The sequence below is a fragment of the Pantoea sp. SGAir0215 genome (assembly GCF_043543215.1).
Window position 1 is genome coordinate 3,546,738 of the sequence record NZ_CP028031.1, and the last position, 11,648, is coordinate 3,558,385.

Consider the following 11,648-nt stretch of genomic DNA (forward strand, 5'->3'; position numbering starts at 1 on the left):
ATGGACAATCCAAAGGTGTGGATGGAATTTGTAAGCAAATTAAATTCCATGAACTTAAGCTCGAGCGCATATATATTAATAGCTTTTTTATCACTAATAACCAGCATTATTGGTGGGTATTATGGGGCTTATTTTAAAGAAAAAGCAAAGATTGACACCATTACTTCTAACTTTGATAAATTAAAAACTCAATTGGAAGAAAATACTCAAGCAACAAAACGCATCGAATCAAGTTTCAATGAAAAACTTTGGATTTCCCAACAGGTTTGGCAAAAAAAATATGAAATTTACGAAAACATATTCAGAGAGTTGAGCAACATAAAAAAATGGGTAGACCACGAGGCTGAAAATATTGATTTACATCTAGAGCCACAATATTTACAAGGAATTCTTGATTCAGGATTAAATGAAATACACGAAAAACAACTTCTTCGGGACATAAAAAAAGCACAGATAGCACTTAAAGAAAAAACAAACTCTTCTGAATTTATAAAAAAAAGAGAAGAATACACAAATTTACTTTCGAAAAGCATCGAGACGCTGACCGACATGCTGATTATAAAATCATTCATTCTCAATGATAAAGTTGTGAAAATATTGGAATCACTGCCTGAAAAACTTGATTTTGAAATTGAAGATTGGCCGGGACTGGAAGATTACCAAGATCAAATCATTACAGCCACCAATGGAGCTCTTAGGGAAATAAAACAATGTGCAATTATAGAGTTGCAACTGCATGGTAAAACCCTACCTTAAGTCATTGATGTATATGATGCACAAAATGCATAAAAACATCTGTTTGTTTAGACAGTCAAACATCATCTAAACCCAGTACTGGCGCGGGTTTCGAGCAAAATCAAACATAGTCATGGGGTGTCAGGGGTCGGAGGTTCAAATCCTCTCGTGCCGACCAAATTATCCCGAAAAAACCAACCTTTACGGTTGGTTTTTTTATGTCTGTCTCCGGGCCCGCCAACCTGGCCGGCCCGACCTGTATTCAACCCCGCAGATCAATCAGCACCCGGTTCCAGCTCAGCGGCGGCAACGTCACCTGCATCTGACGACGTTCAGCCTCAGTGAGCGTGCGTGACGTTGGCACCACGTTGTCGGGCTGAGCAAAAGTGTTTTTTGCGTCCAGCGCATAACCTGCCAGTATGCTGTGTTCGGCTATCGTCCCTTCACCAAAGCCATCGAGCATAAAGGCCACATCCGCTGCATCATGCTCGTGCATATTGAGCGCGAAGAAGGCAATTTGCTGTTTCTCTTCGTTGTACACCGCCGCGCTCTGTATCTGCCGGGTTTCGCCGTGCACCGTATTCAGGGTGGGAACATTGGCAAAATAGCGTAAGGCATGCCCTCGCCCGCAATGGCTCACCATCTGGAAAGGCCAGTAGATCGTCTGGCGAATGGCCTCCCCTCCCGGACGGGTAAAGATGGGGGCAATCACATTAACTAACTGGGCCAGAGAAGCCATTTTTACGCGGTCACAGTGATTGAGTAACGAGCACATCAGCCCGCCAAACGTCAGCGCGTCAAGGAAGGTGTAAGACTGTTCAAGTAACGGCGGTGCTTCCTGATAGCGATTAGCGGGATCGGTAAAGTAATCCTGCCAGGGCTCGCCTTCAATGGACCAGATATTCCATTCATCAAACGACAGCATCATTTTTTTATCGCTACGCAGTTTGGCTTTCACATAGTCGGCTGTGGCCGTGATGGTATGAATAAAATCATCCATTCGCTGGAAAGACGCCAGGAAGTCCTGCGGATTGCCGGTGCTGTTTTCAAAATAGTGGTGGCAGGAAAGGTAATCGATCTGATGATAAAGCCCTTCCAGAACGATGCGATCCCATTCCGGATAACTGGCCTGTAACGAGTTTGAACTGCCACAGGCGACCAGCCTGATATCCTGATCGACCCAGCGCATGATTTTTGCCGTTTCACGGGCTTTTTTCACGTAATCTTCTGCACTCAGTTGCCCGGTTTGCCAGTCACCGTCCATCTCGTTACCCAGGCACCAGAGTTTAAAATTGTACGGCGCTGCCCGACCATGCTGGATACGCAAGTCGCTCAGCGCGGTCCCCGATGCCACATTACAGTACTCAATAAAGTAACCGGCCTCCTGCGGCGTGCCGGTGCCAAGATTTACGGCAATCATGGGTGTCAGCCCATAGCTTTCACACCAGGTCGCGAACTCATCAATGCCAAACTGATTGCTCTCTTTGGTAAGCCATGCGTAATCCAGCCGCACCGGACGCTCAGCTTGCGGCCCAATACCGTCTCGCCAGTTGTAACCAGAGACAAAGTTGCCACCAGGATAGCGTACGGTGTTAATCCCCAGATCCTGCACCAGGGCCCCCACATCCTGACGAAAACCGTGCCGATCCGCCGTGACATGACCGGGTTCATAAATACCGCTGTAGACCGCACGTCCAAGATGTTCCACAAAAGAGCCGTACAGCGCGTCATTGACCTGGCCGATGTAGTTTTGTTTTTGAAAAAAGTACTTAATCATTTTCTCCCCTTCTGTCTTCTCTGTGGCGAACGCGCAGAGGCTCACTCAGCATGCGTCGATAACAGGTCGTCTTCGATGGTTTTCATTTTGGCCGTGGTCAGTATGTAGCGCGTGCGGACCAGCCACACAGAAAGCAGATAACCCACGACCGGAATCCAGACCATCAGCGTATAAATGCCCGCAATCGCGCTAGCTTTTTGAATGGCGACATTGGCCTGATAACCGGTAACCGACAGCACTGCCCCCACCATCGCGCCACTGACAGCCAGCGCAATTTTGAGTGAAAACAGGTTACCGGAGGCACAGATGCCGGACAGACGTTTACCCGTTTTCCAGTCGCCATAGTCATCCACATCGCCAATAAACGACCACAGAATGGGCGCGCCAATCTGATGAATCACTGACAGAACAAAGAACCAGACAAAGACCACCAGCACACTCTGCGCGGGCAGAAAAAAGAACCCGACAGACATCATCAGCGCGATAGCTTTGCATACCTGGTAAACGGTGACTTTGCACCAGCGGTTGGTGAAATACGGTGTGATATAGGAACCCAGAATCCCGGCGACAATCCCGGTGCTCAGAAATAGCGTGGCATAATAATCGTTTAGCCCCATCACGTATTTGGCAAAATAAATACACGCGGCCCCGCGCACAAACGACGGAATACAATCCAGGAACATGGCAAAGACACAGACCACCCACTGATCGTTTTTCATGATTTGCCGGATAATGTTAAAGATGGAATCCCCGGCGTTGCTTTTGGGGATCACGCGCTCCCGTGTCGTAGCCACGCAAAAGACAAACAGGAACAGGGAAATCACGGCAAAAATCGTAATGACCCAAAAGAAGCCCATTTGCCGGTTGCCATTACCGAAGAAAGCCACCATCGGTAACAATGTCAGAGTACAGAATAAGCTGGCAAAGCCAGCGCCCATAAAACGAAACTGCTGACAGGACACCCGCTCCTGCGCATTGGTGGTGATAACACCGCCTAGCGAGCAGTACGGAATATTCACACCGGAATACAGCAGTGACAAAATCAGATAGGTAATAAACGCATACAGGATCTTTGCATTGCCCTGCAAATCGGGCGTGTAAAACATCACCATACAACTCATCGCAAACGGTACGGCGAAGCCAATGATCCACGGACGAAAGCGTCCCCAGCGTGTGGTGGTTTTATCAATCCAGGCGCCATAAAAAGGATCAAAAATCGCATCTGCAAAACGGACAACAAGGAAGATGGTCGCCACCACGCCCGGTGCCAGACCAAATATATCCGTATAAAAAAATGACAGGAACAGGGTTATCGGGTTGAACAGCATATTACAGGCTGCATCACCGGCCCCAAATCCGGCCTTCTCAATAAAGCCTACACGACCCGAGCGGTCTGACTGAACAGCGTAATCGGCATGAATGGTTGACGTTATGTGCGTTTTCATTTTCCACCTTCCTGAAAAGAGGTGGCGATAAGCATATGTTTTAGAGGTATTTTTAACCTACGATAACGCTCTCATAAGCAAAATAATAACCATATATTCCATGTATTCAGCGTATATGGGCATATATTCAGCCATCATCTCGCCTGGGATAAAACCGACAGCAGCCTGGTTAATACGCGTCAGTCACCATCAAAAATTTAATTTTCTGCAAGTATAAAACCTGACGCTAATCACCTTCCCTGTGCAAAGGAGAAAAACGCCGACGATATTATTCCTTCTCTGATTCGTCTCTCCCCTGGCTTTATCTGCAATGCGATTTGCTGCGATGGAGACCTCCGCGCATTACCCGCACTCACCTTCATGAGACAATGCGATGCATTGACAAAACATCGCGGTTAACGACCCACGCTGAAACAGATAGCCGCGCACGTCAACAACAGCAGGGTCATCACCTCCTGGCTGTCGCCGCGCGGCTTAGGTTCAGGCACAAACAACAATTTATTTAACCGCGGTCGCGCGAAGAGCAGGCGCACGCTACGCTTATCGCCATCAACAGGTTTGTGGTTGAATACCAGCAACATTTCCAGGCTTACGATTAACATGAATTATTTTAACGACATACAACACTTTATCGAGAATAAACCCGCCCTTTCTATTGCTGTTAACCTCCTGGTGTTGATTGTCGCGGGCCTGGTAGCCCATCTGATATGCAAATTTTTTGTGGTCAGAGTGGTGCGTAAAGTGTTCTTCAGCAGTCACAAGAATCAGGTGCCGCTGGATAAAGATGTCAGATTGTCTGAAAAACTATCCAATTTTATTCCGGTCATCACGGTCTACTTCCTGTTACAGTTTATGCCGGACCTGCCCGAGCACCTGTTAATCGCCATAAAAACCATTTGCGGCATTTTATTTATGGTTTATCTGTCGCTGTTTTTTAATGAAGTACTGGAGATTGTGAACATCTCCTATGTCAAAAAATCAAAACGTAAAAATCATTCAATCAAGGGCTATATTCAGGTCGGTAAGATTCTGGTCCACATTATCTCTGCGATAATGATCCTGGCCATTATGTCGAATAAGTCGCCAGCCATTATCATCTCCAGTCTGGGTGCCGTGGCAGCGGTTCTGATGCTGGTCTTTCAGCACACCTTGTTATCACTGGTGGCGAATATTCAGCTCTCATCGAATGACGTGCTACAGCTTGGCGACTGGATTGAGCTGCCCGCGAATAATATCAGTGGCGAGGTCATTGATATCGCGCTGCACACCATCACCATTCGTAACTGGGACAATACACTTTCGCGTGTGCCCACAAAAACCTTTCTGACCGAAACGTACACCAACTGGCAGGCAATGTTTTCCTCCGGGGCACGACGCATTATGCGGAGTTTCTACCTTGATCAAACGTCAATACGCTTTGTAGATCATGCCATGCTGGAGCCGATGGTCCAGGTCCGCGGCATCAGCGAACAACTGTCAAAGCTGATGGATGGTCGGGAACTGAGCGCAGTCGGTGACCGTTGGTTTGTTGAAAACGGCATGACTAACCTGATGGTCTTTCGTCACTATCTTACTGCCTGGCTGACACAGCGTGAGGATATCCACAAAGACATGTATATCGTGGTGAGATCGCTGAAACCTTCAGCCGAAGGGTTACCGATTGAGATCTACTGCTTTACCTCCTCCGTACTCTGGGTGGACTATGAAAATACGCAGTCGGCAATCTTTGAATATATCTATGCCATCGCTAACGTTTTTTCATTACGTATTTATCAGCGCCCGTCCGGCAGCGATCTCAGTTTTCTGTCGCAGGGGCCTGTCCGGCAAGCAGCAGAAAGTGAACCCCAACCGTGAAAGCGGAAAACGCAGAACAGATAGCATGGCAGTGAGCGGATAGTGAGTCGGGCCACGCTGAGGCGGTTTCCCTCTGGCTTGCCAGAAAAAGGCCTGAAAGGGAGATTCAGGAAAAAAGTCATTGGGTTAACGTGACATGCAAAGTGTTTGTGGCTTCACAAAACGGGCAAATATGACAGCCATTCATGAAATTGAAACAATTTTGTAATAAAAATAACTTATTCTGTTTCCTCCTGAAATCGAGGATACAGATATGGTCATCAAAGCTAAGAACCTGAAGGATGCAGAAGACTTACTGCATTCAGGCATCAGTAAGGTGGAGCTGGCATACGACATCGGTTGTGACGATTTCTTCCGTCTGGCAAGTCAGTGGTGCGATCGCGGTGCGCGCATCAGTAAAGGCCAACACCACTTTGTCGTGTCACTAAAAAACTTTGCCATCCCACCCAATGATTGATTATCTCAAGCGACCAACCCACCGTTGTTGACTCTGGCACTGTCAGGCCTGAGTGGAAGCTGAAAACGCCAACCCAACATTGAAAAGCCGCTGATTTGAGCGGCTTTATCTTTTGTCTTATTTCCGTTAATCGTCGATGCGCCGGCAACGGCTGCCACGCGTCTACAAGCCGGTGTCGGTAAGCTTTATCGCATCCTGCGTGGCCCGCTCGCGCTCACTGTCGGTTAACTCATACAGCCTGCCATCGCGCATCTCCAGCAGACGATCGGCATGAATGAAGTAGTGATCATCATGGCTGATTGCAAAGACGGTCTTGCCCGCCGCCTGCAACGCAGGCAGCAGTTCGCGGTAAAATACCCGGCGGAAATGCGGGTCCTGATCGGCGGCCCACTCATCCAGCAGCAAGACGTCGCGTTGTTCCGCCACCGCCAACAGTAACGCCAGTCTTTTGCTCTGCCCCTTCGACAGTTGCAGATTAAGTATCTTATTCCCCTCAATCTTCAGCTTGTCCTGCATTTTTAGCTTTTCAAGCCATAGCTGGACGCGGGCAGGCGAAGCCGGTTCGCCCTGACTGTCAATCAGGCGATCAAACAGGTGCACATCGGTAAAGACGGCTGAAAAATGCTGCCGCCAGGCATCCCGGTCGCCAGCATCGACCGGCTGACCGTCGATCACCAGAAAACCGGACTGGGGCTGATACAGACCTGTCAGCAGCATCGCCAGCGTCGACTTACCGCTGCCGTTACCGCCAATCAAAAACACCAGTTCGCCACGACGAAGCGTCAGGTTGACCGGCCCCACCCGAAACCCGTTTTCACCGTAATGAAAGGTGACGTCGCGCAACTCAAGCGTTTGCCACGGAGTTGTTGCTGCGGGGACAGGAAAATCAGGTTGATAAGGTGCAAGTTCAAACAGCGCGAGTTTGCGAAAGGCCACCTGCGCGCTGAGCAATGTCGGCAAGGCCCCTACCGCCGACAGCAGCGGCGTGCGCAGAAACAGCAGCGTCAGGGAAAACGTTGCTGCGACAGCCGTATTCGCCCAGCCCAGACTGTTTGCCATGAAAAAGACCATGCCGATAGCACCCAGCGTCATGATATTGGACCAGTTGACGGCACTGAGGTGGAAAGTATCGGCGCGCACAATGTGGTGCCGGTAAGCGCGGGCATCCTGCTGATAAACCGTGTCATAAATCAGTCGGGCACGCGCGCGGTTAAGCTGCAGCTCTTTACGTCCTTCAATCACCGTCTGGTAGTCACGGTAAAGGTTGTCTTCAACTTCACGCAGTTTCGCCATGTGCTGATAAACCCGGGAAACCAGCATCCAGCCGCCCACCAGCGTCACAGCCAGCCAGCCGCTGGTCACCAGCAACATTTTCGGCGACAGCCAGGCAAGATAGAGCGCTGACCCCAGCGTGATAATGATGCCCTGAATCAGCTCCGGCAGACGCACAAACGCAAGGGTAATGGCCCGGATATCGCTGGTTAATCCTGCCAGCAGTTGCGCACTGCCTGTTTGCTCAATGCGCTCCACGCGCGTATCCAGAATACGTTTGATAAATTCGCCGCGCAGCCGCCAGACAAACTGATGCCCCAGCCAGGTCAGCGACAGCTGTGAAGCCAGGGTCACTGCCATCAGCAGCGCGACCTGAGCCAGAAAAGCCGGCAACACGCTTAGCGAGGTATTCACCGCAACAATCATCTGGCTGTTAATAAACGCAATCATGCCTAATCCCAATGCCGCACTCAGCAGGGTGAGCAAAATCACGCCAATAAACGGCCAGCGATACTGATTAAAAACAACCTGTAACAACGCCATAAAACCTTACCCGGCAATCCAGTGAGCCTGCAGTGTAAAGTGATGGCAAATGATAGCAATAGTTATTCGCACTAACTTGCGCACGTTAAAACGCCCGGCGAAATGTCAGGTTATAGCGGAACGCGCCAGTCAGCGGATGAATACCGGCTTTCAGCGGCAATATTCCATGGTAACGCAGGCGAGACGGGCCGCCCCAGACCACCACATCGCCGTGTTCAAGTAGCACCCGCTGCGCCTGATCGCTGCGTTCAAAGCCACCAAACTGAAATACAGCAGGCAACCCCAGCGACACAGAAACGATCGGCTGACGCAGATCTTTCTCGTCTTTATCCTGATGCAAAGTCAGTTTTGCCCCAGGTTCATAGCGGTTGATCAGGCAGGCATCCGGATTAAACGCCGGAAAGCCCGCCTCTTCTGCCGCCTGACGGGCCAGTAGCCGGAACGTCTCCGGCATCGCAGGCCACTGGCGTTGATGTGTGCTGTCCTGCTCACTGTAACGGTAGCCGCGCGCATCCGTGGACCAGCCAAAATCACCACAGTTGGTCATGGCGACGGACATGCGGTGTCCTCCCGGCGTAATACGGTGTTCAAACGGATTGCTCGCCGCAATCGTCATGATCGCCTCATACAGTGCGTCGGCCTGATCGCGGGCACGTCGCCGCAATATCACGGCGCCGTCCGCCAGCGGTTCCTGCCAGGGTGAAGCGTCACTAAACAGATCCAGCATGCGTTTCTCTCTGTCAGTCAGATGGAATAATGAAAGCGGTAAATTGTGGCGACATCCAGCTCACAAATTTGTCCCCTTCCTTCGTAATCAGGTACACCGCCAGCTTCTCTTTCAGAGCCAGCGCTTTGGCTTTTTCTGTGCCTAGCACCATAAGCCCGGTATCCCAGCCGTCGGCTTCCATCGCGGTCGTGGCAATCACGGTTGCCGAAACCAGCTTGTGATCGACAGGCCGGCCTGTGGCCGGATCAATAATGTGGGAGAGGCGTTTACCGTCCAGTTCATAATAGTTGCGATAGCTCCCCGACGTACTGATCCCATGGCCCTGCAGATCGACTCTGGCCTGAACCGCATTTTCTCTGTCGGTCGGTTTTTGAATCGCAACCCGCCACGGCTGGTTCTGTGCATTCATTCCGCGGGATAAGACGGCTCCCCCGACCGACACCAGATAGTTATTGATGCCTTCCTGCTCCATCAGGCGAGCCAGATGATCGGTGGCAAATCCTTCGCCCATAGTGGAGAGGTCGACATACAAGCCTGGCAGATCTTTCTGCAGCCATTGTCCGTTGCTGCCCTGTATGACGCGCAAATGCTGTAAGCCGGTCAACGCTCTGGCCGCAGCAATCTGTTGATCATCGGGAATATGCACGGGCTGTTTATCCGGCCCAAACCCCCATAAATTCACCAGCGGTCCCACCGTAATATCCATGGCGCCTGCTGTTTTTTTACCGATACGTAAAGCCATCGTCACAATATCAGCCATGTTTTCACTCACCGGCTGCGGCGTGGTGGCGCGGCTCTGATTAAAGCGAGAGAGCACGGAGGTAGCCTTCCAGGTTGAAAGTTCGGCATCGTCGGCATCCAGTTGTTGCTGAATGCGCTGCTGCAGATCGGCTTTACGCGTTTCATCCACGCCCGCCAGGCTCACCCGCCACACCGTTCCCATCGTTTTCCCTTCCAGCACCATTCCGTCTTTGGTTTTTGATGCGGGATGATCACATCCTGCTACCAGCAGGACCGCCGCCACTAACAGCAGATTAATCTTACTTCTCATCATTATTCATCCATAACGGGCGTTTTATGCCTGTTTCAAAGCATAAACATTAAGTAAATTAAATTAAAACTGGTTGATAAAGCTGAGTGAGTCGCACAGACTGGATCGTTCTCCTCAATACTGAGGGCGTAAGCATAAGGAGCAACAGATGATTTATATAATCCTTGCCGTTGCGCTGGGCCTGTTCGTTATTGGCAGTTATAAAACCTGGCAACAACGCCGTCACCGCCACATGGTTACGACTTATCTGCGCCGTCGTTGATCACGTCTGCACCATCAAAGGTCATTCTCTTCCCCTGAATCGCCGGCCATTGTAGCAAAACGGGCGAGATGTCCGTGGCTATGAGAGCGGTCAGACTGGCATGAATTCTGCACGTGTAATGCTATCTGCGTTGCCGGGAGAGAGAGGATGGAAAAGCCAGAAATCGGAATGACGGCGTTACAACGCTGGTTGAGTTACGCCGCGTTTACCTTGTCAGGTGTGGCGTTTGAAGGGGCGAGATACGGCAACGTTCTTGTGCCGTCAGACGAAAACCATCCGCCAGCCTCGGTGGGTGAGGAATAACGCAGGGAGCGCATAGCGCTCCCTGCTTTTATCAGAACTGGTAAACCAGTCCTACGCCCACCACATCGTCGGTATTGATACCGGCCGCTTTGGTAAAGTCATTATCGTCCAGCAGGTTGATTTTATAATCAACATAGGTCGACATGTTTTTGTTGAAGTAGTAAGTCGCCCCTACGTCGACGTATTTCTTCAGATTTTGTTTGCCCCAGTTCTGGACATCAGTACCGCGTGAGTTGATGTACGCCAGAGACGGACGCAGACCGAAATCAAACTGGTACTGCGCCACCAGTTCCCAGTTGTCGGCTTTATCGGCGTATCCGTAAGCGGTGTTCGCCTGGTTGCCGCTGGTGCTGTCGCCAAAGCTGATGGCGTTATAGGCGCGCGTGTACATCGCGGCCAGGTAAATATTGTTGGCGTCGTATTTCAGGCCACCGGTATAGGCTGCAGCTTTATCACCGCGTCCCAGAATGCCTGGCGCATTGCCATTTTGGTTATTAGTACGATCGGACTGGAAGGTCGCGGCACCGATGCCGAAGCCCGATCCCAGATCGTACGTGGTGCTCAGGCCCCAGCCGTCGCCGTTCTCACCCAACACATCACGACCGCCTGACGTTTCAGTGGGGTTATCGTTCTTGCCTTGATACTGAACCGCAAAGTTCCAGCCATCGACCAGTCCGAAGAAGCCGTTGTTACGGTAGGTTGCCATGCCGTTACCGCGCTGGAACATAAAGTTATCCGCGCCATAGGTATCGCCACCGAATTCAGGCAGCACGTCTGTCCACGCGCCAATGTCGTAAGCGACACCGTAGTTACGGCCATAGTCGAATGAGCCCGCATCGCCGAATTTTAACCCGGCAAAGCCAACACGGGTATAGCTGTCAGCTGTTCCCTGGGCTTCTGAATTGTTGAGCGCGGCCTGGTATTCCCACTGGCCGTAGCCGCTCAGTTGATCGGTAACCTGGGTTTCACCCTTGAAGCCAAAACGCACATACGACTGATCGCCATTGCTACTGTCGTTGTCCGAGAAATAGTGCAGGCCGTCTACCTTGCCAAATAAATCTAATTTATTGCCGTCTTTATTATAGATTTCAGCCGCATTTGCCGATCCTGCCGCTGCGAGTAAAGCAGGGATCGCCAAGGAGAGAATGTGACGCTTCATTTTATTACCCTCTGTTATGTGCCTTTTATATTTGCCACTGCTGACCGATGATAAATCGGTTGA

General features: G+C 50.6%; 12 protein-coding genes. 5 read left to right on the forward strand and 7 right to left on the reverse strand.

The window, feature by feature from the left end:
* Window positions 1-756, forward strand: coding sequence for a hypothetical protein (locus C1N64_RS16605; protein ID WP_394515008.1), 756 nt, complete (start codon window positions 1-3; stop codon window positions 754-756).
* Window positions 757-997: 241 nt separating this feature from the next.
* Here the strand turns inward: C1N64_RS16605 and C1N64_RS16610 are convergent, their stop codons facing one another.
* From C1N64_RS16610 to C1N64_RS16620, 3 genes are all read right to left on the reverse strand, one after another.
* Window positions 998-2,512, reverse strand: coding sequence for an arabinosylfuranosidase ArfA (locus C1N64_RS16610; RefSeq protein ID WP_006119989.1), 1,515 nt, complete (start codon window positions 2,510-2,512; stop codon window positions 998-1,000).
* A 41-nt stretch (window positions 2,513-2,553) separates the two neighbouring features.
* Window positions 2,554-3,957, reverse strand: coding sequence for a glycoside-pentoside-hexuronide (GPH):cation symporter (locus C1N64_RS16615; protein WP_394515009.1), 1,404 nt, complete (start codon window positions 3,955-3,957; stop codon window positions 2,554-2,556).
* Between the two features lie 395 nt (window positions 3,958-4,352).
* Window positions 4,353-4,559: a hypothetical protein gene (locus C1N64_RS16620; protein ID WP_044242209.1), complete on the reverse strand. Its 207-nt coding sequence runs from the start codon at window positions 4,557-4,559 to the stop codon at window positions 4,353-4,355.
* On the opposite strand from C1N64_RS16620, the gene C1N64_RS16625 reads away from it, so the two are divergent.
* The gene (locus C1N64_RS16625; RefSeq protein WP_039338178.1) at window positions 4,558-5,811 is read left to right on the forward strand and encodes a mechanosensitive ion channel family protein; all 1,254 of its coding nucleotides are present in this window, start codon (window positions 4,558-4,560) and stop codon (window positions 5,809-5,811) included. The genes C1N64_RS16620 and C1N64_RS16625 overlap by 2 nt on opposite strands.
* Window positions 5,812-6,064: 253 nt before the next feature.
* Window positions 6,065-6,268, forward strand: coding sequence for a hypothetical protein (locus C1N64_RS16630; RefSeq protein WP_006119987.1), 204 nt, complete (start codon window positions 6,065-6,067; stop codon window positions 6,266-6,268).
* Between the two features lie 162 nt (window positions 6,269-6,430).
* Here C1N64_RS16630 and C1N64_RS16635 read toward each other — a convergent pair whose 3' ends face one another.
* From C1N64_RS16635 to apbE, 3 genes are all read right to left on the reverse strand, one after another.
* The gene (locus C1N64_RS16635; protein ID WP_058708437.1) at window positions 6,431-8,083 is read right to left on the reverse strand and encodes a multidrug ABC transporter permease/ATP-binding protein; all 1,653 of its coding nucleotides are present in this window, start codon (window positions 8,081-8,083) and stop codon (window positions 6,431-6,433) included.
* 85 nt (window positions 8,084-8,168) lie between these two features.
* The gene (gene alkB, locus C1N64_RS16640) at window positions 8,169-8,810 is read right to left on the reverse strand and encodes a DNA oxidative demethylase AlkB (protein ID WP_110268202.1); all 642 of its coding nucleotides are present in this window, start codon (window positions 8,808-8,810) and stop codon (window positions 8,169-8,171) included.
* A gap of 13 nt (window positions 8,811-8,823) precedes the next feature.
* Complete coding sequence (gene apbE / locus C1N64_RS16645) at window positions 8,824-9,864, reverse strand: FAD:protein FMN transferase ApbE (RefSeq protein WP_033740598.1); 1,041 nt, start codon at window positions 9,862-9,864, stop codon at window positions 8,824-8,826.
* Window positions 9,865-10,009: 145 nt separating this feature from the next.
* Between apbE and C1N64_RS16650 the strand changes: the two genes are divergently transcribed.
* The gene (locus tag C1N64_RS16650; protein WP_006119983.1) at window positions 10,010-10,123 is read left to right on the forward strand and encodes a hypothetical protein; all 114 of its coding nucleotides are present in this window, start codon (window positions 10,010-10,012) and stop codon (window positions 10,121-10,123) included.
* 147 nt (window positions 10,124-10,270) lie between these two features.
* Window positions 10,271-10,426 (forward strand): hypothetical protein, encoded by a 156-nt coding sequence (locus tag C1N64_RS16655; RefSeq protein ID WP_006119982.1) that lies wholly within the window; start codon window positions 10,271-10,273, stop codon window positions 10,424-10,426.
* A gap of 31 nt (window positions 10,427-10,457) precedes the next feature.
* Here the strand turns inward: C1N64_RS16655 and ompC are convergent, their stop codons facing one another.
* Window positions 10,458-11,585, reverse strand: coding sequence for a porin OmpC (ompC, locus tag C1N64_RS16660; RefSeq protein ID WP_006119981.1), 1,128 nt, complete (start codon window positions 11,583-11,585; stop codon window positions 10,458-10,460).
* Window positions 11,586-11,648: the final 63 nt, after the last annotated feature.

Bases quoted from the DNA above. Each gene is read 5' to 3' on its own strand.
- C1N64_RS16605 (WP_394515008.1), top strand. From the start codon at position 1: ATGGACAATCCAAAGGTGTGGATGGAATTTGTAAGCAAATTAAATTCC.
- C1N64_RS16610 (WP_006119989.1), bottom strand. From the start codon at position 2,512: ATGATTAAGTACTTTTTTCAAAAACAAAACTACATCGGCCAGGTCAAT.
- C1N64_RS16615 (WP_394515009.1), bottom strand. From the start codon at position 3,957: ATGAAAACGCACATAACGTCAACCATTCATGCCGATTACGCTGTTCAG.
- C1N64_RS16625 (WP_039338178.1), top strand. From the start codon at position 4,558: ATGAATTATTTTAACGACATACAACACTTTATCGAGAATAAACCCGCC.
- C1N64_RS16620 (WP_044242209.1), bottom strand. From the start codon at position 4,559: ATGTTAATCGTAAGCCTGGAAATGTTGCTGGTATTCAACCACAAACCT.
- C1N64_RS16630 (WP_006119987.1), top strand. From the start codon at position 6,065: ATGGTCATCAAAGCTAAGAACCTGAAGGATGCAGAAGACTTACTGCAT.
- C1N64_RS16635 (WP_058708437.1), bottom strand. From the start codon at position 8,083: ATGGCGTTGTTACAGGTTGTTTTTAATCAGTATCGCTGGCCGTTTATT.
- alkB (WP_110268202.1), bottom strand. From the start codon at position 8,810: ATGCTGGATCTGTTTAGTGACGCTTCACCCTGGCAGGAACCGCTGGCG.
- apbE (WP_033740598.1), bottom strand. From the start codon at position 9,864: ATGATGAGAAGTAAGATTAATCTGCTGTTAGTGGCGGCGGTCCTGCTG.
- C1N64_RS16650 (WP_006119983.1), top strand. From the start codon at position 10,010: ATGATTTATATAATCCTTGCCGTTGCGCTGGGCCTGTTCGTTATTGGC.
- C1N64_RS16655 (WP_006119982.1), top strand. From the start codon at position 10,271: ATGGAAAAGCCAGAAATCGGAATGACGGCGTTACAACGCTGGTTGAGT.
- ompC (WP_006119981.1), bottom strand. From the start codon at position 11,585: ATGAAGCGTCACATTCTCTCCTTGGCGATCCCTGCTTTACTCGCAGCG.